This window comes from Ruegeria sp. CDSB013, assembly GCF_059611165.1.
Genome location: NZ_JBXWPA010000003.1, coordinates 298,824 through 320,535, shown reverse-complemented (window position 1 = coordinate 320,535; position 21,712 = coordinate 298,824). Strand labels below are relative to the sequence as shown.

General features: G+C 57.8%; 19 protein-coding genes and 2 tRNA genes. 12 read left to right on the top strand and 9 right to left on the bottom strand.

Going from position 1 to position 21,712, the window contains the following annotated elements:
- Positions 1-17: 17 nt before the first annotated feature.
- From AC2FJF_RS07755 to mraZ, 6 genes are read right to left on the bottom strand one after another with little or no spacing between them, the layout of a single operon-like run.
- The gene (locus AC2FJF_RS07755) at positions 18-1,409 is read right to left on the bottom strand and encodes a UDP-N-acetylmuramoyl-tripeptide--D-alanyl-D-alanine ligase (protein WP_496724385.1); all 1,392 of its coding nucleotides are present in this window, start codon (positions 1,407-1,409) and stop codon (positions 18-20) included.
- Positions 1,406-2,887, bottom strand: coding sequence for a UDP-N-acetylmuramoyl-L-alanyl-D-glutamate--2,6-diaminopimelate ligase (locus tag AC2FJF_RS07750; RefSeq protein ID WP_496724383.1), 1,482 nt, complete (start codon positions 2,885-2,887; stop codon positions 1,406-1,408). The genes AC2FJF_RS07755 and AC2FJF_RS07750 overlap by 4 nt, the downstream gene beginning before the upstream one ends.
- A gap of 21 nt (positions 2,888-2,908) precedes the next feature.
- The gene (locus AC2FJF_RS07745) at positions 2,909-4,696 is read right to left on the bottom strand and encodes a peptidoglycan D,D-transpeptidase FtsI family protein (RefSeq protein ID WP_496724381.1); all 1,788 of its coding nucleotides are present in this window, start codon (positions 4,694-4,696) and stop codon (positions 2,909-2,911) included.
- A complete protein-coding gene (gene ftsL / locus AC2FJF_RS07740; RefSeq protein ID WP_496724379.1) occupies positions 4,693-5,061 on the bottom strand; it encodes a cell division protein FtsL in 369 nt (122 codons plus the stop codon). The genes AC2FJF_RS07745 and ftsL overlap by 4 nt, the downstream gene beginning before the upstream one ends.
- Positions 5,058-6,050 (bottom strand): 16S rRNA (cytosine(1402)-N(4))-methyltransferase RsmH, encoded by a 993-nt coding sequence (gene rsmH / locus AC2FJF_RS07735; RefSeq protein WP_496724587.1) that lies wholly within the window; start codon positions 6,048-6,050, stop codon positions 5,058-5,060. Before rsmH ends, ftsL begins: the two co-directional genes overlap by 4 nt.
- Positions 6,051-6,054: 4 nt before the next feature.
- Positions 6,055-6,558: a division/cell wall cluster transcriptional repressor MraZ gene (mraZ, locus tag AC2FJF_RS07730; RefSeq protein ID WP_496724377.1), complete on the bottom strand. Its 504-nt coding sequence runs from the start codon at positions 6,556-6,558 to the stop codon at positions 6,055-6,057.
- Between the two features lie 908 nt (positions 6,559-7,466).
- On the opposite strand from mraZ, the gene AC2FJF_RS07725 reads away from it, so the two are divergent.
- Positions 7,467-7,691 carry a DUF1127 domain-containing protein gene (locus AC2FJF_RS07725; protein ID WP_108859440.1) on the top strand — a complete coding sequence of 75 codons (225 nt, stop codon included), beginning with the start codon at positions 7,467-7,469 and terminating at the stop codon, positions 7,689-7,691.
- A 374-nt stretch (positions 7,692-8,065) separates the two neighbouring features.
- The gene (locus AC2FJF_RS07720) at positions 8,066-8,356 is read left to right on the top strand and encodes a DUF1330 domain-containing protein (protein ID WP_496724375.1); all 291 of its coding nucleotides are present in this window, start codon (positions 8,066-8,068) and stop codon (positions 8,354-8,356) included.
- A gap of 3 nt (positions 8,357-8,359) precedes the next feature.
- Here the strand turns inward: AC2FJF_RS07720 and AC2FJF_RS07715 are convergent, their stop codons facing one another.
- A complete protein-coding gene (locus AC2FJF_RS07715; protein ID WP_496724373.1) occupies positions 8,360-10,792 on the bottom strand; it encodes an ATP-dependent helicase in 2,433 nt (810 codons plus the stop codon).
- Between the two features lie 181 nt (positions 10,793-10,973).
- On the opposite strand from AC2FJF_RS07715, the gene AC2FJF_RS07710 reads away from it, so the two are divergent.
- From AC2FJF_RS07710 to AC2FJF_RS07695, 4 genes are all read left to right on the top strand, one after another.
- Positions 10,974-12,758 carry a sensor domain-containing diguanylate cyclase gene (locus tag AC2FJF_RS07710; protein WP_496724585.1) on the top strand — a complete coding sequence of 595 codons (1,785 nt, stop codon included), beginning with the start codon at positions 10,974-10,976 and terminating at the stop codon, positions 12,756-12,758.
- A 39-nt stretch (positions 12,759-12,797) separates the two neighbouring features.
- Entirely contained in the window at positions 12,798-13,955 is a 1,158-nt protein-coding gene (locus AC2FJF_RS07705; RefSeq protein ID WP_496724371.1) for an alpha-hydroxy acid oxidase, read from the top strand.
- Positions 13,956-14,079: 124 nt separating this feature from the next.
- Complete coding sequence (locus AC2FJF_RS07700) at positions 14,080-17,517, top strand: pyruvate carboxylase (RefSeq protein ID WP_496724369.1); 3,438 nt, start codon at positions 14,080-14,082, stop codon at positions 17,515-17,517.
- A 76-nt stretch (positions 17,518-17,593) separates the two neighbouring features.
- Positions 17,594-17,977 (top strand): MAPEG family protein, encoded by a 384-nt coding sequence (locus AC2FJF_RS07695; RefSeq protein WP_496724367.1) that lies wholly within the window; start codon positions 17,594-17,596, stop codon positions 17,975-17,977.
- A 15-nt stretch (positions 17,978-17,992) separates the two neighbouring features.
- On the opposite strand, the gene AC2FJF_RS07690 is transcribed toward AC2FJF_RS07695, so the two are convergent.
- The gene (locus tag AC2FJF_RS07690) at positions 17,993-18,145 is read right to left on the bottom strand and encodes a hypothetical protein (protein ID WP_282168837.1); all 153 of its coding nucleotides are present in this window, start codon (positions 18,143-18,145) and stop codon (positions 17,993-17,995) included.
- 149 nt (positions 18,146-18,294) lie between these two features.
- Here AC2FJF_RS07690 and AC2FJF_RS07685 point away from each other — a divergent pair.
- The 4 genes from AC2FJF_RS07685 (at position 18,295) to AC2FJF_RS07670 (ending at position 20,089) form a co-directional block, all read left to right on the top strand.
- Positions 18,295-18,369 (top strand) — tRNA-Gly (locus tag AC2FJF_RS07685).
- A 35-nt stretch (positions 18,370-18,404) separates the two neighbouring features.
- A tRNA-Gly gene (locus AC2FJF_RS07680) sits at positions 18,405-18,479 on the top strand.
- Between the two features lie 85 nt (positions 18,480-18,564).
- The gene (locus AC2FJF_RS07675; RefSeq protein WP_496724365.1) at positions 18,565-19,431 is read left to right on the top strand and encodes a GNAT family N-acetyltransferase; all 867 of its coding nucleotides are present in this window, start codon (positions 18,565-18,567) and stop codon (positions 19,429-19,431) included.
- 55 nt (positions 19,432-19,486) lie between these two features.
- A complete protein-coding gene (locus AC2FJF_RS07670) occupies positions 19,487-20,089 on the top strand; it encodes a hypothetical protein (RefSeq protein WP_496724363.1) in 603 nt (200 codons plus the stop codon).
- Between the two features lies 1 nt (position 20,090).
- Here AC2FJF_RS07670 and AC2FJF_RS07665 read toward each other — a convergent pair whose 3' ends face one another.
- Positions 20,091-20,330 carry an Lrp/AsnC family transcriptional regulator gene (locus AC2FJF_RS07665; RefSeq protein WP_496724361.1) on the bottom strand — a complete coding sequence of 80 codons (240 nt, stop codon included), beginning with the start codon at positions 20,328-20,330 and terminating at the stop codon, positions 20,091-20,093.
- 153 nt (positions 20,331-20,483) lie between these two features.
- Here AC2FJF_RS07665 and hisB point away from each other — a divergent pair, with 153 nt between their 5' ends.
- Both hisB and hisH read left to right on the top strand, forming a co-directional pair.
- Positions 20,484-21,071, top strand: coding sequence for an imidazoleglycerol-phosphate dehydratase HisB (gene hisB / locus AC2FJF_RS07660; RefSeq protein WP_496724359.1), 588 nt, complete (start codon positions 20,484-20,486; stop codon positions 21,069-21,071).
- Entirely contained in the window at positions 21,072-21,710 is a 639-nt protein-coding gene (gene hisH / locus AC2FJF_RS07655) for an imidazole glycerol phosphate synthase subunit HisH (protein ID WP_496724357.1), read from the top strand. It begins immediately after the preceding gene.
- Positions 21,711-21,712: the final 2 nt, after the last annotated feature.

Sequence of the window (21,712 nt, the reverse complement as noted above, 5' to 3'; positions counted from 1 at the left end):
GGTCGCGGGCGCGGTCATCAATCAAGCGCGCCCCCTTGCCCCATTTTACGCAAACCGTCAACAATCTGTGCCAATGCCATGCTCAGCGATCCCTTGGCCAACACAGTGTCACCGGTCTGAACAAGCTCTGACATATGCACGGCCATCTCGGTGCTGGTCTCGAACCAAAGCCCGCGTTTGTCCGCCGAAAGTGCATCGTGCAGCGCCTTCATCAGCGGACCAACGCAATGCACTTTGTCCACGCGTTGCATGGCCGAAACATCCGCCATCGCCGCATGCATGGCAATTTCCTCCGGCCCCAACTCCTTCATATCCCCAAGAAAAGCGATACGACGCTGACCTTGCGCGGCGGCCAGAACGTCCAGTGCGGCCTCCATCGACGTCGGGTTAGCGTTATAGCTGTCATCCAGCAATTCGATCCGACCGCCATCGGTCAAAGCGATCTGTTCGCGCACCCCGCGCCCCTTGACCGGCGACCATCCGCCGAGACCTGCAATGGCTTGATCCAGATCGACGCCCATTTCGACACATGCAGCCAATGCCCCCAGTGCGTTCATGGCGAAATGCGTGCCGGCTGACTGCACGTCAAACGCAATCGGGCGCCCTGCGACTGTTGCCTTTGCATGAACCGAGTCAGCCTCTTGGATTACATCGGTCAATGTGTAGTCGGAGCCATTGCGGCCGAAATCCACTGTTTTCGCGCCTAAATCTCGCGCACAGTCGCGCAGGATGTCCACATGCTCGATATCTGCGTTCAGGATGGCCGCACCGTCCTCCGTCACACCGTCAAAAATTGCGGCCTTCTCATGTGCAATACCGGCCACCGATTCAAACGCTTCGAGGTGTACTGCCGCCACAGTCGTGACCAGCGCCACATGCGGGCGGGCCTGACGCGCGAGCGGAGAAATCTCTCCGGGGTGATTCATTCCGATCTCGATCACAGCAAATTCTGTGTCGCGCGGCATCCGCGCCAATGTCAGGGGAACCCCCCAATGATTGTTGTAGCTGGCAACGCTGGCATGGGTTTTCCCCTGCGTTTCCAATATGGTGGCCAGCATTTCCTTGGTTGACGTCTTGCCAACGCTGCCTGTGACGCCCAGCACACGCGCTTCGGTTCGGGCACGACCCGCCCGACCCAGCGTTTCCAGCCCGGTCTGGACATCTTCGACGACCAACAAGGGCGCGTCTTCAGCCACGCCTTCGGGAATGCGGGATACCAAAGCCGCACCTGCGCCTTTCTCCAAAGCTTGCGCTACAAAATCATGCCCGTCCCGCGCAGCCTTTAGCGCAACGAAAAGATCGCCGGGCTGGATGGTGCGCGTGTCGATCGACACACCATTGACCGCCCAATCCGAAGTGACGCGTCCACCGGTTGCCTCGGCGGCCTCGGCTGCAGTCCACAATGTCATGCCACCCTCCCGTCCAGTGCGGCCACGCTGATGCTGGCCTGTTCGACATCATCAAATGGCAGAACCTGATCGCCAACGATCTGGCCGGTTTCATGCCCTTTGCCCGCAATCAAAAGCGCATCCCCGGGTTGCAGCGCGTCTATCCCGCGCAAGATGGCCTCGGCCCGATCGCCGACCTCGGTGGCCTCTGGTGCCCCGTCCATCACGGCGGCGCGTATGGTGGCCGGATCTTCGCTGCGCGGGTTGTCGTCGGTGACGAAAACAACATCAGCGTGGTTGGCGGCGGCTTGCCCCATCAGCGGGCGCTTGGTCGCGTCGCGATCACCACCCGCGCCGACAATAGCTATCAGGCGGCCCATCACATGCGGGCGCAGTGCCCTGAGTGCGGTCGCCACTGCGTCAGGTGTATGAGCGTAATCCACAAACACCGCTGCCCCATTCTCTCGCGTCGCGGCCAGCTGCATGCGTCCACGAACCGTCGTGAGATGCGGCAGGGTTTCGAAAACGTGTTCAGGCTCTTCCCCTCCAGCAATAACCAAACCGCAGGCCAACAAGATATTTTCGGCCTGAAACCCGCCGATCAGATTCAAACGGGTTTGGAAGATCTTGCCCTGCCAAGAAAACCGCAGGTCCTGACCTGTTGCGTCAAACCGCTGATTCATCAGGCACAGGTCTGCTTCCCCAAGCCCAACGGTCAGCACGTTCTGCCCCCGGTCTTCGGCAATCTGAAGGACCTGAGCCCCTTTGGGATCGCTCATGTTGACGACAACAGTGCCGTCTTGCGGCAGAACCCGGTCAAACAGGCCTGCTTTGGCTTGGAAATACGCCTCGAACGTTTCGTGGTAGTCCAGATGGTCTTGAGTGAAGTTAGAAAACCCGGCAGCAGCCAACTGTACCCCGTCCAAGCGGCGCTGTTCCAACCCGTGCGAGGATGCCTCCATCGCCGCATGAGTCACACCGTTCTCCGCAGCCTCGGACAGGCACCGATGTAAAGTGATTGGTTCGGGCGTTGTATGGGCTAGTGGTGCGGTCCACGCCCCCTCGACCCCTGTGGTCCCGAGGTTCACCGCGGCGTGACCAAGTTCAGTCCAGATCTGGCGAACAAATGTCGCGACCGAGGTTTTGCCATTGGTGCCAGTAACCGCAACGATGGTCTTAGGCTGCGCTCCGAACCACAGCGCAGCGCACCCGGCCAGCGCCTGACGCGGGTCCTCGAGCACGATCAGCGCCGCATCTGATGCGGCCAATTCCTCGGCTGCGATCTCTGCCCCTTCAGCATCCGTCAGGATGGCCGCGGCCCCCATACGCAAAGCGTATTGAACGAACTCACCGCCATGAACACGTGTACCGGGAAGTGCCGCAAAGAGGAAACCGTCTTTGACTTCGCGGCTGTCGACCGCCAGCCCTGTGACATCAGGATTGGTGCCACCTCGGGCGGTCAGGGCCAGTTGGCTCAGTTTCTTTGTCCTTGCGCCCATGACCCACCTCGTTTGGACAGCCTAATTTGAGGTCAGCGTTATAGCAGCGCCGGCCTCAGGCTCAACCCGAGGACGCAGGCCCAGCAACGGTGCGATGCGCCCGATCAATTCTGCGGCCACAGGAACCGCTGTCCAGCCTGCCGTACGGCGCTTTTCGCCATAAGCAAGGATGGATGGTTCGTCCAACGTTACGATCAGGACGTATTTTGGGTCATAGGCGGGAAAGAACGTCGCAAAGGTCGCAATCACCTTGTCGTCGTAATAACCACCACGCGGCTTGGGCTTATCCGCGGTGCCGGTCTTACCGGCCACATCATAGCCTGCCACATCGCCAAAACTGGCGGTGCCATCTGTTACCACCCGGCGCAACATGTTCTGCGCCTGTTTCGCGGCGTTGTCGGACATTACCCGAGGACCGTATTGCGGCCCATTTTTGCGCAGGATGGTCGGGCTGACGTAATGCCCGCCATTGGCAATCGCCGCGTAGCCCGCAGCCAGATGCATCGGGCTGGTCGACAGGCCATGACCATACGAGATTGTAACCGTGCTCAGTTCGCCCCATTTCTTGGGCTTCAGCGGCTCACCACCCTTGGCTTCGACGATTTCGAACGGGGTCGGATCGAACATACCAAGCGATTCCAGGAAATTCTGCTGGCGCTGCGCGCCGATCTGCAACGCCAGCCGCCCGGTGCCTCGGTTCGAGCTGTGGACGATCACATCCGCGACGCTGATCTTGCCATAGTTCTTGCCGTTGAATTCACCAATCGGGAAACGGCCGATCTTCATTGGCCCAGAGGTATCGATTATCGTGTTCGAATTCACCAAACCCAACTGAACCGCCTGCGCGGCGGTGAAAATCTTAAACACGGACCCCAGTTCGTAAACGCCCTGTACATAGCGATTAAACAGCGGACTGTCGGAGGGGTCGAACCCCGAGGTCGGCGGGCGCGGACGATCATTGGGATCGAAGGACGGCAATGAGGCCGCCGAGATCACCTCGCCCGTATGCGCGTTCATCAGAACCGCCGACGCCCCCTTGGCGTTCATGATCTTCATGCCGCCATATAGCACCTGCTCAACCGCGGCCTGAACGGTCAGGTCCAGCGAGAGCTGTAGCGGCTTAGTCCCATTCGCGGGATCACGCAGGTAGTCGTCGAATTGCTTTTCAACACCGGCCACACCGATCACTTCGGCCGCGCTGACGCCTTCGCGCCCAAAACTTGATCCGCCCAAGATATGCGCCGCCAGACGGCCATTCGGGTACAACCGCATCTCACGCGGGCCGAACAGAATGCCCGGGTCACCGATATCGTGCACGGCTTGTTTCTGCTCGGGCGAGATACGCTTTTTGATCCACAGGAACTTGCGGTTGCCGGTGAAGTCCTTGACCAGGCGTTCTTTTTCCAGATCGGGGAAGATCGCGACAAGCTGATCAGCGGCAGCAATCGGGTCGATCATCAGCGGCGGCTGCGCATATACCGAATAAGTATCCAGATTGGTCGCCAGAATGCGCCCTTCCCGGTCGACGATGTTGGCCCGCTGCATCGCAATGGCTGCACCCGGGGCCGAGGCCACAGGTTCTTGCGCTTCGGACGTGGCCAACATGCCCATCCGGACGCCTACGACCGAAAAGGCGCAGAAAAAGAACAGACCCAGCACCAGCAAGCGACCTTCAGCACGAGTGCGGCTGCGGTCTTTCATATCTTCGTGACGCTTGCGGATATTTTCGCGCTCGATGGCTTTGGGATTCTCGCCCCGCGAACGCGCGTCAAGGATTCGAGCCAGAGGGCGCAGCGGCGTGCGGGTCATGGGATCTGCACCTCACCCAGCGCCTGAATGTTCGTGATGGCCTGCAGCTCGATCGGATCGACGATCGGCAGGTCAGGATCTTCCGCATAGGCAATCTGATCGGCGCGACCGAACTGCTCGGCCCGCAGGGGCAAAAGGCCCAGCCGTTCAAAGTTCAGATCAGCAAGCTCACGCAACCTGTCGGGGCGGTTCAGATAGGCCCATTCGGCGTTCAAAACCGCCAGCTTCACCTGCGCCATACCAATTTCGCGCTGCAGCTTCTGCGTTTCCTTCACCACCTGCTGCGTGCGATAGTTTTCCTGATACGCCCACAGCGCCAGTCCAAACACGGACAGAGCAGTCAACACATAAAAAACACTCTTCATTTTGCTCTTCCCCCTAGTTGCGGCATACCAACGGCGCGGGCATCAATTTCCCCCGACGGCGCATCCGTTCGAATTGCAACGCGCAGCTTTGCCGAGCGTGAACGCGGATTTTCCTGCAGCTCCTGATCATCCGGCCCCACGGCTTTACGAGTCTTGAGCGTGAACTGCGGCAGCTCCTGCTCAATCTCGGGCGCATACCGATTGGCCCGGCCCGTCTTGCCCGCACGGGAGTGAAAGAACCGTTTGACCATCCGGTCTTCGATCGAATGGAACGTGACCACAGCTAACTGGCCACCCGGCTTCAATGCCCGTTCAGCAGCCATCAGTCCTTGATACAGCTCTTCATATTCAGCATTCACTGCGATCCGCAGGCCCTGAAAACTGCGCGTTGCAGGGTGGGACTGCCCCGGCTTGGGTCGCGGCAAACAGGATTCGATGATCTGGACGAGGCGCAGAGTTGTTGTAATCGGCTCTTCCGCACGCGCTTTGGCGATGGCCTTGGCAATGCGGCGGCTCGCGCGCTCTTCGCCGTAATGATACAGGATATCGGCCAGTTGTTCCTCGGTCGCATTGTTGACCAAATCAGCCGCGCTTTCGCCTTCCTGGCTCATTCGCATGTCGAGCGGGCCGTCTTTCATGAAAGAAAAGCCGCGTTCCGCCAGGTCCAGCTGCATCGACGACACGCCCAGATCCAGAACGACACCATCCAGATCCTGCGCGTATTCGTCCATGCGTGAGAATACACCCGGCTGCATCACAAGCCGGTTGCCATAATCTCCGACCCAATCCGCCGCCATTTCAAACGCCAACGGATCACGGTCCACGCCGATGACTTTCTCTGCGCCGGCGTCCAGCAGGCCCTTTGTATATCCGCCTGCGCCAAACGTTCCATCCAGCCAGACGCCCGACACGGGAGCCACAGCTGCCAGCAACGGACGCAACAGAACTGGGATATGAGGTTTATCGGAAGGGGTTTCAGCGCCGGCCATGCCGTTACGCATCCCCGGTGCCGTCAAGGAACTCCAAAGGATCGAAATCCTCGGGCTGTTCGTCCAACCACTCTTCGGCCGCAGCGAGTTCTTCGGATTCATAAGTTTCCGGCTTCCAAATCTGGAACGTGTCACCCGCGGCGATAAAGAATGCCTCACCTTCAAGGCCAATCTTGTTACGCAGCTTTGCCGGCAGCACCAGTCGGCCGGTTTCATCCACTGTGGTCGGAAAGGACTGACCATGGAACATGCGCTGCAACATCTTCCGCTGCATCGATCCGCGCGGCAGCGCGTCGATCTTGGCATCGACCTCTTCGATCGCCTGCATGGTATAGCATTCCAGGAATTTGCGGCGGTGGTCGCCGTAGACAATTACAAGCTCAGGAGTGTCGCCGGGCTGCCAGTTCGGGTCCGAGGCCTCAAGCACACGGCGAAACGAGGCCGGGATCGATACCCTGCCCTTCGTGTCCACCTTATGGTGGCTTTCACCTCTAAACCTGCGCGCCAAGACGACTGTCCCTTCCGCTTGCGCCCCACTTAAAATTCACTCCCCCAGATGAAAAACGGCGGGTTGATCTGCTGCCACTGATCAACCCGCCGCATTGACCCGCTGTGCGGGATGTCCAGCTGCGCGCGCCACCTGGGGGGATGTCTGCTCGCCCGCGCGCCGGATCTCTTGATTGATGAAAGCGAGATGCCTGTATGAAACCTGATTTTTGTTGTTTCGGGGTCGTTTGGTGCCCCATGTGCCTCGTCCTCATCGGATGAATTAGGGATGACATGGGAATTCATGGAAATCAACAAAAAATTTGCAGACCTTATGTTCAGACTCGCAGTTTAGCCAACGCGATTGAGAAAGAAAACCACCCTGTGGACACCAATTGTAGATAATTGCGGCAATGGTCGCACTAAATAAGCCAATTTTGAACCCACTCCAACTATTCCCATAATTTCCCAGATATTTCTTCAAGGGGTGAAGGTTTATGATGAGCGTAGCGAAAATGGGCCACTTGATTAGCGAATCACTCCAGCTTTAAACCTCAACCACATGTGGATTCTTCGCCGCTCCAGCTGACGCCCATGAATTCCCACGAACCGAAATCAATATGTCAGCCGCCGCGCGCCTGGCCCATCCAATACACAAAGCGCACAAGAATTGACAAACTCCGCTCAAAAGACGCGCAAACACGAAAATCCAGAAAATCTTGTTGAAACCTTCCTTTGGGGAAGCATCAGCTGAAGGCCTTATTTTACTGGCCCTTCCCAACCCCCATCGACAACCAGTTGATATCTATGCACTTGCTGCATAGCAGCATTGACGTTGTCGGGTATTGTGCAATTGCAGCATATGCTTATTTTCAGTCTCAAGCAAGCGCCGGACAACACCGGCAACAACGAATACATCGAGTAAAGCAAATGGCTGCAGCAACACATAACACCGCGCTCAAAGGCGCACCGGCAACTAGCCTGGCTTCGCTATTCGAGGCGGCAAAGACCCGGTTCATCCAATATCGCGTCTATCGCCAGACAGTTCACGAACTGTCTGATCTGTCGAACCGCGAACTGGCTGATCTGGGGCTTCACCGCTCGATGATCCGCCGCCTGGCTCAGCAAGCGGCCGAAGAACACGTCGCACGTTAAGCGACACAGAAACACCGAGATCAGGTCCTTCCTCCTCCCTTTTGGACCTGTATTTCAGCGGCGGCATCTCTCCTCCTCCCTGATGTCGCCGCCCCTAATACCGGCCCTGATCGCCGGAAGCAGACACACCGGGTACTCCTCCTCCCTTTCCCGGTGTTGAAAGCGCGCGGCGACGTCTCTCCTCCTCCCTGACGTCGCCGCGTCTTCCTCATACCGGGATCAAACCCGGGTTCGGATACATCGGGGCTCTCCTCCTCCCTGCCCTGATGTTGAAAAGAACGGCGGTTCCCTCTCCTCCTCCCTGGGAACCGCCGTTTTTGTTTTTCGTACCGAGATGTAAACTGAAGCCCTGACCAGAATTTCAGGAGTTTCCGATGGCCGCTTATTTCATCGCCCAGATTTCCATTCACGACGCTGACGGGTACCAGAAATACCTTGAAGGCTTCATGCCGATATTTGACCGGCACGGAGGTCGCCTGCTGACGATATCCTCCAAGCCCGTGGAACTAATCGAGGGCGTATGGCCCGAAGACGGAATTGTGTTGATGGAGTTCCCATCTCTTGCTGCGGCCAAGGCGTGGAAAGACGACCCAGACTATATCAAGCTGGCGGAAATTCGGCACAAAACCGCGACGGCGAACATGGTACTGGTTGAAGGGCTATAGCGTTTAGAACGGCACATCATCCTTGGCGGACAGAAAGCGGGAAACCACTTTTTTCAATCCAGCTTTTTCGAAATCGACCTCAACCTTGTCACCTTCGATACCGATCACCGCGCCGTAGCCGAATTTCTGATGAAACACGCGCTCGCCAAGGGTGAAACTGGCAACAGCAGTCGCGTCGATCACCGTATTGCGGCTTTCGCGGGGTTGGGACGTTCCATACTGTCCCTGCCGGGCCTGCAATCGCCGCCAACCGGGGGAGTTATAGACATTGGCCTCGGCCGCACGGGTTTCGATACCGGCAGTCGGCTGACCACCCCCGTACAGCCCCGGCGGCGTCAGAACTTCGACATGATCTTCAGGCAACTCGTCAATGAAGCGCGACGGCATCGCATTTTGCCATTGGCCAAACACCCGACGATTGGCCGCAAAGGAAATCGTACAGATCTCTTCCGCGCGGGTGATGCCCACATAGGCCAGTCGCCGTTCTTCTTCGAGGCCCTTGATCCCGGACTCGTCCATTGATCTCTGTGATGGGAACAACCCGTCTTCCCACCCCGGCAGGAACACGGCCGGGAACTCCAGCCCCTTTGCCGCGTGCAGGGTCATGATCGAGACTTTTGCCCCGTCCGATTCCTTCTCGTTGTCCATTACCAGGCTGACATGTTCCAAAAACCCTTGCAGATTCTCGAAATTATCCAGTTGGTTGACCAATTCCTTGAGGTTTTCCAACCGCCCGGCTGATTCAACGTCTTTTTCCTTCCTCGGCGCATCCGGGCGACTAGGGTCAACAGGCTGTAGGTACATCTCTGGATAGCCCGACTCATCTATTATGACTTGCGCCAATTCGATGTGTGACAACTCCGGTTCACCGTAGCGAATTGTTGCAACTTCGTCTTCAAGCACGGAGTCATCATCAATTTCAATCAAGGGGCCACGTGTAAGACCATTCCAACGCGCAAGGTCCGCGATCAATTGTCGAAGGGACTTTGCGCCTTTTCCTTTCAAAAGCCCTTTTTCAATCGCCAACTTAGCGCCCTCAAGTAATGAGACGCTGTTTTCCCGTGCGGTTTCTTGAATTTCCTGCCATGCCTTACTTCCAAGACCGCGCTTAGGCTTGTTATAAATCCGCTCAAACGCCAGATCATCGCCGGGGCTGACCACCAGCCGGAAATAGGCCATCGCGTCACGAATCTCCATCCGCTCATAGAATCGCGGGCCACCTATGACCTTGTAGGGCAGACCGATGGTCAGAAAACGGTCCTCAAACGCGCGCATCTGATGGCTGGCCCGCACGAGAATCGCAATTTCATCCAGATTAAAGGGCCGCGCTCCACGCGTTCCCCCCTGCATCGCGTCGATCTCTTCACCGATCCAGCGCGCCTCTTCCTCGCCATCCCAATGACCGATCAGGCGGACCTTTTCACCGTCCTGCGCATCGGTCCACAATTCCTTGCCCAGCCGACTTTCATTGCCACGGATGACATTGGACGCTGCTGCCAAGATATGGGGGGTCGAGCGATAGTTCTGCTCTAACCGAACGACATAAGCCCCTGGAAAATCCTTTTCAAACCGCAGGATGTTGCCCACTTCGGCCCCGCGCCAGCCATAAATTGACTGATCGTCATCTCCCACACAACAAATGTTCTTGTGCGCCCCAGCCAGCAACCTCAACCACAGATATTGGGCAACGTTGGTATCCTGGTATTCGTCCACAAGGATGTAGCGGAACCAACGTTGATATCGCTCCAACACATCCGGATGGGTCTGGAAGATCGTGACCATGTGCAACAGCAGGTCGCCAAAATCCACCGCGTTCAGCTCGCGCAGCCGGGTTTGGTACTGAGCGTAGATCTCAATTCCCTTGTGGTTATAGGCGCCGGCATCGGCAGCAGGCACCTTGTCGGGCGTAAGCGCCCGGTTCTTCCAGTCATCAATGATTCCGGCCAACATGCGCGCAGGCCAGCGTTTGTCATCGATATTGGCCGCCTGAATCAGCTGTTTGAGCAGCCGCAACTGATCATCCGTATCCAGAATGGTGAAATTCGATTTCAGATCGACCAGTTCCGCGTGCCGTCGCAGCAGCTTGACGCAGATCGAGTGGAATGTGCCCAGCCACGGCATCCCCTCGGCTGGTTGTCCCAACAGACGGCCCACGCGGTTCTTCATCTCGCGCGCAGCCTTGTTGGTAAAGGTAACGGACAAAATCTCATTCGGGCGCGCCCGCCCGGTGCTGAGCAGATGCGCGATTCGGGCTGTCAGTGCCTTGGTCTTCCCAGTGCCTGCACCGGCCAGCATCAGGACAGGACCGTCCAACCTCTCGACCGCGTCGCGCTGCGCCGGGTTCAGCTCATCCAGATAAGGCATGGGGCGCGCGGCCATGGCGCGCGCGGACAGGGATGCGCCCTCAAAGGCGTCTATTTCGTCGAAACTGCTCATCTTTCCAAACTACGCTGGATGTTGGCCGAGGGAAAGGGTTTGTTCACGCCTTGTTCGCACAGATTTTGTTACACCTTTGCGATCAATTCTAATCAAGCGACTTGGACTGAGAACGGGTTCATTAACCATCTGTAAAACACCCGCCGCGATGATCACTAAATTGCTGTGGGAGCGCGAAGGTATGACTCAGGATAATCGGGGGGCCGTAAATCACCGGCTGAAATGGATCGGTATCAGCATGTTGCTGATTTCTCTGGCAATTGGATGCGGCTGGGGAATCTACAAATTGCCCGCGCCGCTGGTCGACAGGATGCTTAAGGTCGACATTCTTAAGCAGGCTGAGCTGTGGAAGCGCCGTGTCGTCTTGCATCTAGAGGACCCCGAGACCGCGCTTAAGACGGGCGTGATTGACGCGCATGACGCCGAATTTCTGGCCGCGATGCCCGAAGCTTCTGATGTTTACCGCTTCAAATTGCTCGACTCGAATGGGCGTGTCACCTGGTCGACTCGTCCGACAGAGGAGGGCAGTGTTGAAACCCGTGATTTCTTTCGCAGCGACGTTGCCAGAGGAATGCTTCACTACATTCAGGAAGTTGTTCCCCTGTCCGAGATCGACGGGCTTGATCTGCATACCGACAATATCCTGAACGCAGCGCAGCACCATGTTGCCGAAGTCTTTATGCCGGTGGCCAAGAATGGGCGTTTCATCGGCGCAATTGAATTCTTTACTGATATATCCGACTTGCGCACCACGTTCATCACGCGGCTTAGGATTTCTTTGACCGTTCTAAGTGGCATCGCCCTGCTTGCGCTTGTTGCCGTGTCCTTTGCCAGCTACCGGGCGAACCGCTTGCAATTGCGGGCCCTGCAAAAACAATCCGCCAAAGAGCGTGATCTAATGGAAGATCAGCTACGCCTGGCCCGCGAAGTCCGATTGCTGGGCGAATTGAACGAGTGGTTGCAATCCAGCCGGTCCTTGGACGAGCTGTTCGATATGGTCTCGCGCTTCATGACCCATATCCTACCCGAAGCTGAGGGCAGCGTTTACGTATATTCCAACTCGCGCGACGTCCTGGATGGCTGTGCCAGTTGGAATGGCGGGACCCATAAGGCGCACATCCATCCCGAAGGGTGTTGGGGGCTTCGGCGTGGCCGAACCTATGAATACGGCGCGTCTGAGATCGACTTTGTCTGTGAACACGCCGAACCACATGACGGACGGCCCTATTTCTGCTTTCCAATTCTGGCGCATGGGGAGACGGTCGGCCTTCTGCACCTCCGCGCCCTTGAAGGGACAGATGAGGCGTTTCACACGAGTAAAAAGCTGGCACAGCTCAGCGCTGAACAGATCAGCATGGCGATAGCCAACGTACGGATGCGCGATCAGTTGCACGACCAGTCCGTCCGGGACCCGTTGACCGGGCTGTTCAACCGGCGGCATATGCTTGAAACCCTGCGCAAATCCATCAACCGTAGTCAGCAAACCGGCGCACCGCTCAGCCTGATTGCCGTGGATGTCGATCATTTCAAGAAATTCAACGACACCCATGGGCATGATGCCGGTGACATGGTGTTGCGTGCAGTTGGTGCCGCTTTGGAACAGGGCTGCGACCGGGATGAAGTTGCCTGCCGCATTGGTGGCGAAGAATTCATGCTGATCCTGCCCGACAATACGTCGGACGACGCGATCACGCGGGCTGAGCAATTGCGGCAAGCGGTCGAGGCCGTCTCGGTGCGCTACGGTGAGAAATCCCTGCCCCGTATCACGATCTCGGTTGGGGTTTCGCATTATCCGGCGCATGGCACTATGCCGCAGGATCTGATGCGCGCCGCCGATGATGCGCTGTATACGGCAAAGGATAAAGGTCGCAATCAAGTTCAGGTCGCCGGCAGCGAGTATGACACACGGCAGATTTCAAAGCTCAAAAAGCCAATAAAAGCCGTTAGCGGGCAATCAACGGCTTAAAATCCTTGCCGAATCGCGCCTTAGGTCGGATCAATCCCCATGGACCTTCATAGTCGCTTTCCCGGCATCGCCGATCTGAAACACCGCGCCCAGCGCAGGATACCTCACTTTGTCTGGGAGTATCTGGACAGCGGAACCGGGGTTGAAGCCACGCTGCGCCGCAATCGCGATGGATTGGACCGCGTCGGTTTCCTGCCGTCTATCCTGCACGGACCATTGGAATTTGACACTTCGACCGAGTTCCTGGGTCAGACCTACCCATTACCGTTCGGCGTTGCCCCGATCGGTATGGCAGGCCTGATTTGGCCTGATGCCGAAGCTCATCTTGCCCGCGCTGCCGCAAGCGCCGGTCTGCCCTTTACCCTATCCAACGTTGCCTGCCAAAGCCCCGAGGACGTCGCGCCGCATCTGGGTGACAACGCGTGGTTTCAGCTTTATCCGCCAAAGGATCCGGACATTCGCAAGGACTTGCTGGATCGGGTTCGGAACGCTGGTTTTACGACGCTGGTGATGACGGCAGATGTCCCGGTTGCATCCCGGCGCGAGCGCCAAACACGTTCGGGTCTGACCAATCCACCGCGGTTGACGCCACGCCTTCTGGCCCAGATCGCGATGCGGCCGGAATGGGCGCTTGGAATAGCGCGCAGCGGGCCCCCGCGGATGCGGACACTGGACAAGTATACGGACGACTCCAGCAACCTGCCGCCGACGGCCCATGTTGGGTATCTGCTGCGGACGTCCCCGGATATGGACTATGTTCACTGGCTGCGCAATGCCTGGGATGGCCCGCTGATCGTGAAAGGCGTCCAGCGTCCTGAAGATGCCGAACCGTTGCAGCAAGCGGGAGTGGACGCTCTCTGGCTTTCGAATCACGGCGGTCGGCAATTTGATGGTGCCCCGGCCAGCATCGAAGCCCTGCCCGCCATCCGTGCGGCTACGGACTTGCCCCTGATCTTCGACAGTGGGGTCGAAGGTGGTTTGGACATATTGCGTGCTAAGGCCCTTGGCGCCGATTTCGTGATGATGGGGCGCGGCTTCATGTATGCCCTCGCCGCCCTGGGTGCCAAAGGCCCTCCCCACCTCATCGACATTTTGCGGCAGGACATGCACGCAAACATGGGCCAATTGGGCGCCGAGTCGCTGAATCACCTTCCGCCCACTACACCGCTTGTTCATGCCGCGATGCAGCGCTATTAGAGAGATAGCGCTAACAGGGGGCGTTTGCGAGCGTTAACATGCCGGTTCTACCCAGAACGACTGATATACGTACGCGTATTGTCCGCCTATCAACACGGCCAAACAAGTAGGACCGGGACCCGACATGACTGATTTCAACAAGATCCTGATCGCCAACCGCGGCGAAATTGCCATCCGCGTGATGCGCGCCGCCAATGAGATGGGCAAACGCACCGTTGCCGTCTTTGCCGAAGAGGACAAGCTGGGCTTGCATCGCTTCAAGGCGGATGAGGCCTATCGCATCGGCGAAGGCATGGGGCCTGTTGCCGCCTACCTGAGCATCGATGAGATCATCCGCGTCGCTAAAGAGTGCGGAGCAGATGCGATCCACCCCGGCTATGGCTTGCTGTCCGAGAACCCGGACTTTGTTGATGCCTGCGTTCAGAACGGCATCACCTTCATCGGTCCCAAAGCCGAAACCATGCGTGCACTGGGCGACAAGGCCAGCGCACGCCGCGTGGCCATCGCGGCAGGTGTGCCGGTGATTCCGGCGACCGAGGTGCTGGGCGATGACATGGATGCGATCCGCGCCGAGGCGAAGGAAATCGGCTATCCTCTGATGCTCAAAGCCTCCTGGGGCGGCGGCGGACGCGGCATGCGCCCGATCCTGTCACAAGATGAACTGGAAGAGAAAGTTCTGGAAGGCCGTCGCGAGGCCGAAGCCGCGTTCGGCAATGGCGAGGGCTATCTGGAAAAAATGATTATCCGCGCCCGCCATGTCGAGGTGCAGATCTTAGGCGACAAGCATGGTGAGATCTATCACTTGTACGAACGCGACTGCTCGGTCCAGCGCCGGAACCAAAAAGTTGTCGAACGCGCCCCTGCCCCTTACTTAAGCGAAGAACAACGCGCCGAGATTTGTGAGCTGGGCCGCAAAATCTGCGCGCATGTAAATTATGAATGCGCAGGCACAGTTGAATTCCTGATGGATATGGAAACCGGCAAGTTCTACTTCATCGAAGTGAATCCGCGCGTGCAAGTCGAACACACGGTTACTGAAGAAGTCACCGGTATCGACATCGTTCAGGCTCAGATCCTGATCGCCGAGGGCAAAACCCTAGCCGAAGCCACGGGTGCCGCCAGCCAGGCAGACGTGCATCTGACCGGCCACGCGCTGCAGACCCGGATCACTACCGAAGATCCGCAAAACAACTTTATCCCCGACTATGGCCGCATCACTGCGTATCGCTCGGCTACCGGCATGGGCATCCGTCTGGACGGTGGTACGGCTTATGCAGGCGGGGTGATCACGCGGTACTATGACTCGCTGCTGACCAAGGTGACCGCCAAGGCTCCGACGCCCGAGGCGGCGATTGCCCGGATGGACCGCGCCCTGCGCGAGTTCCGCATTCGCGGCGTCAGCACCAATATCGACTTTGTCATCAACCTGCTGAAGCACCCGACTTTCCTGTCGAACGAGTATACGACCAAATTCATCGATACGACGCCGGACTTGTTCTCCTTTAAGCGCCGCCGCGACCGGGGTACCAAGGTTCTGACCTATATCGCCGACATCACAGTGAATGGTCACCCAGAGACCAAGGACCGCCCCGAACCTCGCGCCGATCTGAAAGACGCAAAGCCCCCGGCACCGAAGTCGGAACCGCAGATGGGCGCACGCAACCTGCTGGAGCAAAAAGGCCCGCAAGCCGTTGCTGATTGGATGAAGGCGCAGCGCCAGCTTCTGATCACCGACACAACCATGCGCGACGGCCACCAGTCTTTGCTGGCGACCCGGATGCGGTCGATCGACATGATCAAGGTCGCGCCAACCTATGCAGCTAACCTGCCGCAGTTGTTCTCGGTCGAATGCTGGGGCGGTGCAACTTTCGACGTGGCCTATCGGTTCCTGCAAGAATGCCCTTGGCAGCGTCTGCGCGACCTCCGCGAAGCGATGCCGAACCTGATGACCCAGATGCTGTTGCGCGGTGCGAACGGGGTCGGCTACACCAATTACCCTGACAACGTTGTGCAAGAGTTCGTACGTCAGGCATCGCAGAACATCGATGTGTTCCGTGTGTTCGACTCGTTGAACTGGGTTGAGAATATGCGCGTCGCGATGGACGCCGTGGTTGAGAACGGTAAAATCTGTGAGGGCACCGTCTGTTACACCGGTGACATTCTGGACCCGGATCGCGCCAAGTATGACCTGAAATACTATGTCGGCATGGCGAAAGAACTGCGCGATGCGGGTGCTCATATACTTGGCCTCAAGGACATGGCGGGGCTATTGAAACCAGCCTCGGCGCGCATCTTGATCCGTGCACTGAAGGAGGAGGTGGGGCTACCGATCCACTTCCACACACACGACACAGCCGGCATCGCCAGCGCGACCATCCTGGCCGCATCCGAGGCAGGTGTGGACGCGGTGGATTGCGCGATGGACAGCTTTAGTGGCAACACATCGCAGGCGACTTTGGGCACAGTGGTCGAAGCGCTGCGCCATACTGAGCGCGATACCGGCTTGGACATCAAGGCGATCCGTGAAATCAGCGACTATTTCGAGGCGGTTCGCGGCCAATATGCAGCCTTCGAATCCAGTCTGCAGGCTCCGGCTTCTGAGGTTTACTTGCACGAGATGCCCGGCGGTCAGTTCACCAACCTCAAGGCGCAGGCGCGTTCGCTGGGGCTGGAAGAACGTTGGCACGAGGTCGCTCAGATGTATGCTGACGTGAACCGGATGTTCGGTGACATCGTGAAGGTGACACCGTCATCCAAGGTGGTCGGTGACATGGCGCTGATGATGGTCAGCCAGAACATGACCCGTGAACAGGTCGAAGACCCGAATACGGATGTTGCCTTCCCTGACTCGGTGGTCGACATGATGCGCGGCAATCTGGGTCAACCTCCGGGCGGTTTCCCCGACACTATCGTCAAGAAGGTGCTCAAGGATGAAGCCCCCAACACCGATCGCCCCGGCAAAGACGTCCCAGCAGTCGACTTGGAGGCGACCCGGGCGGACTTGTCCAAACAGCTTGAGGGCAAGGAAGTCGATGATGAGGATCTGAACGGCTATCTGATGTATCCCAAAGTGTTCCTTGACTACATGGGGCGTCACCGGGCTTACGGACCTGTACGCACACTTCCCACGCGCACCTTCTTCTATGGCATGGAACCGGGCGAAGAGATCACGGCTGAGATAGACCCCGGCAAAACGCTGGAAATCCGCTGTCAGGCCATCGGTGAGACCGATGAAAAGGGCGAGGTCAAAGTGTTCTTTGAGCTCAACGGCCAACCGCGCGTGATCCGGGTTCCAAACCGTCTGGTGACCTCAACCACGCAGTCCCGTCCCAAAGCCGAGGCGGGCAACCCCAACCACATCGGCGCGCCGATGCCCGGCGTGGTGGCCACCGTTGCCGTGACCGCGGGCCAGGAGGTCAAGGAAGGCGACATGCTGCTGACCATCGAAGCGATGAAGATGGAAACCGGCATCCACGCCGAGCGCGATGCGACGGTCAAGGCCGTGCACGTTCAGCCGGGCAGCCAGATTGACGCAAAGGACCTACTGGTCGAACTGGAATAAACGACCTAACCTTTTCGGGAACAAGGGCCGTTCGGGGAACCGGGCGGCCCTTTTTTGATCCTGAAAGGAGCAGACCATGCTGTCCATCACCCCAGTCTATGCCGCATTGCTGGCACTTCTCTATGTCGCGCTCAGTGTGCGGGTCATCCTGCAGCGCCGCGGCGACAAGATTTCTTACGGCGATGGTGGCAACACCGACATGCTCAAAGTGATGCGCACGCATTCCAACTTTGCCGAATATGCACCGTTTGCCCTGTTACTAATCGCCATGGTCGAGCTGCAGGGCGCCGGTGGCTGGCTGGTCAATCTATTGGGCCTTGGCATTCTGGCCGGGCGCGTGCTGCATGCCTATGGGTTCGGCCGCAAACCGCAGATTGTCATTCTGCGCCAGATCGGCATGTTGCTGACCTTTGCCGTGATTGTGGTTGCGGCGATAGCCAGCCTTTTGATGGCGCTGTGAACGGGATGGCGGAGATTACCCCGCCAAAACCTGCGTTTCGATTCGAGGGGATTCCGTAAAAATTGATTCGACATCGCCCATTCGATTCTCGCCTTTGCCAGACACCGCTGTGGCCAGCAAAATCATCGCCGCCAGGGCCGCCATCTTCAGATCCTTAGAATACGTCATTTTCGTCACCTCCACCGTTCTTGTTCTTGGATGCTCTGGTTCTTGAACGGTTAAGGGGCGCGTTTCCGTCGCAAAGAATTTTCCTCTTTTTTGTTTTTTCCGCTTGAAGCCATGCGTGGGAATTAATACACCCCTCCTCACTCAACGGCGCGGGCGTAGCTCAGGGGTAGAGCATAACCTTGCCAAGGTTAGGGTCGGGCGTTCGAATCGCCTCGCCCGCTCCATTGAGAGACCGAAAGGTCGAAAATATGTATCTGATGCGGGCGTAGCTCAGGGGTAGAGCATAACCTTGCCAAGGTTAGGGTCGGGCGTTCGAATCGCCTCGCCCGCTCCAGATACAACCCTCTCTGAACATGCTGGTTCTTTGTCTGGTGTTGCGGCATTCTCGAATGGCACGCAATCACAACAGAGGTGCGCTGATGCCAGAATACGTTATTCGCGCTTTGACTGAAGACGAAGTTCAAACGGCCGTCGATTGGGCCGGCCAGGAAGGCTGGAACCCGGGGCTACACGACGCGGTCTGCTTTCGGGGTTCCGACCCCGAAGGGTTTAAGGGCGGGTTCCTGGATGGGCAGATGATCGCATCGGCCTCTGCTGTGAATTATGACGATAACTACTCGTTTTTAGGCTTTTATATCGTCCGGCCCGAGTATCGCGGATCGGGATATGGGCTGCAGGTTGCCGAGGCGGTCAAGGCGCATTGCCAGCACCGGAACATGGGCATGGACGGTGTTGTCGAACAGCAGGACAATTATCGAAAATTCGGGTTCGAGCTGGCCTATGACAATTATCGCTTCTCGGGCACAGTTGGTGAAATTCTAGACCAGTTAGGCCGGTCCCTTCACGATCAGATCACGCCCCTCAGCGCCCTGACGGATGAGCTGAAATCGTACGACCGGGGCTTGTTCCCTGCCCCGCGCGACACGTTCCTTCACGCCTGGCTCAGTGCGCCCAGCCACGTCTCTCGCGTGTTCGAAGAAGATGGTCAGATCAAGGGCTATGCAACCCTGCGGCGGTGTTTGAGCGGGTACAAGGTCGGCCCCCTGTTTGCGAACAATCCTGAGAGCGCAGAGGCCCTTTTGGTGTCGCTGCTGGCCACACTTCCCTCCGATCAGATGGATGCGGAGGTCTTCATCGACATGCCCAACCCCAACGCGCATGCTATGGCAATGGCGCAACAGTTGGGTTTGACCAAAGTCTTCGAAACAGGTCGCATGTATTCCAGCCACGCACCAAATATTGATCTGGACCGGATTTACGGCATCACAACATTCGAACTGGGGTAAATTTACCCCACACTCGACATTCCAAAAGCGCATTTACAAAAAGGAAATCTATAGAATGCCCAGCGAAACCCAAAAGCGGTTGCTGCTTGAGATGTTTGAGAATCTGCCGGGCGTGGTTTTCATGCTTTTGTTTCGGGCCACGGATGATATGCGGTTGGCCGGGTGGATCGGCACGGTTCTGGCCGCCTCGGTTTGCGTTACCTATGTCAGGAAAACGCTGCGTCCACAGCCCATTTTACTTGGTATCAATCTCTTCATGGTGGCTATCACGCCACTGATCGAATGCCTGATCTTGCTTGGCTATCGCGACACGGCGACGATTTTGACCGGGAACATCGCGACACTCGTTCTTATGAGTGTATTCTTAACGGGTGTCGTTTTGACCTTGTTCAGAACGAACGGGTTCTTGAACTATCAGACCAACGGCGCGAAACAGAGAAACACACACTCTGCCGTTTTGCTGATTGTCTGCGCAATCGGTGTGGTTTGGTCGCAATTGGCCGGAGAAAACTATCTGGTCTCGCTTGGCATTCCGCTGATGGTATTGTTCGGTGTGCATCAGTTGCTCCGGGCAGGAACAACTGATCAGCAGGCGCGCAATGGCGCGATTTTGGCATGTACCGCGCCGCAAGGTTCGGTGTCCAACGCTTCGGTCTGACTCAGAACGCCTTGAAGGTCATGGTGGTCAAAGACCGCTCAATATTTGGGATCACCAACAGGTTTTCATTGATGAAATGACCGACATCGTCGGATTCGGGGATGTAGAGCTTAAGTAGCAGGTCATATTCGCCGCTGGTGGAGTAAAGCTCGGAGTGAATCTCGCGCAGCGCGATCTCTTCGGCGACCTTATAGGTGGTGCCGGGTGTGCAGCGGATCTGAATGAAAACGCAGGTGGACATGATTTGGACCTGTTGGTTGAGTTTCCGGCAGGCTGGCATGGCACGTCACCGGGCGCAATCCCCTGCAACAGATTGCAGTGAATGCAACGCTTGGTCTGGATAAGCCGACCAATCCCCGTCTATAAGCGCGCCTGTAGCAAAAGGAATTCGCCCATGCGCAGCGCAAAGATCAGCCGTCAAACCGCCGAGACCGAGATTTCGGTCGAGGTCAATCTTGACGGAACCGGCACCTATGACAACCAAACCGGTGTCGGGTTCTTCGATCACATGCTGGACCAACTTGCGCGCCATTCGCTGATCGACATTACGATCCGCGCCAAGGGCGATTACCACATCGACGACCACCACACGGTTGAGGATACCGGCATCGCGCTGGGTCAGGCGCTGACGCAGGCGTTGGGCGACAAGAAGGGCATCCGTCGTTACGGCGAGTGCCACCTGCCCATGGATGACGCGCAAGTACGCTGCGCTCTGGACCTGTCCGCGCGCCCGTTTCTGATCTGGAACGTGAACCTGCCGACCCCCAAGATCGGCACGTTCGACACCGAACTGGTGCGCGAGTTCTTTCAGGCGCTCAGCACCCATGGCGGCATCACGCTGCACATCGACCAGTTACACGGGTTCAATAGCCACCACATTGCCGAGGCCGCGTTTAAGGCCGTCGCGCGTGCATTGCGTTTGGCGGTCGAAACCGATCCACGCAAGGCGGACGCGATTCCGTCCACGAAGGGCGCGTTGTAGATGCTGACGGCCATTATCGACTACGAAAGTGGCAATCTGCACTCGGCGGAAAAGGCGTTTCAGCGCATGGCGCGCGAGATGGACGCGGGTGAGGTTGTCGTAACCTCGGACGCGGAGGTGGTTGCCCGTGCGGACCGGCTGGTTCTACCCGGTGACGGCGCTTTTCCCGCCTGCGCGAATGAGCTGCGCGGGCACAAAGGCATCTACGACGCGATGGTCGAGGCCGTCGAACAGAAAGGCCGCCCCTTTCTGGGCATCTGCGTCGGCATGCAATTGATGGCCTCCAAGGGTCACGAATATCGCGAGACCGACGGTCTTGGCTGGGTTGCAGGTGATGTGGTGCGGATCGAGCCGTCAGATAGTGCGCTGAAAGTACCGCATATGGGCTGGAACGATCTGGTTCTGGAAAGCGAGCACCCGGTCTTTGCCGGGGTGCAATCAGGCGATCACGCCTATTTCGTGCACTCCTACCATTTCCGTGTCACCGATCCGGCGCAGCGTCTGGCCTTTGTGGATTATGGGCAGGAGGTCACGGCCGTGATCGGCCGCGACACAATGGTTGGGATGCAGTTTCACCCTGAGAAAAGTCAGGATGTGGGCCTGCGGATGATCGGGAACTTCCTGACCTGGACGCCCTGAGC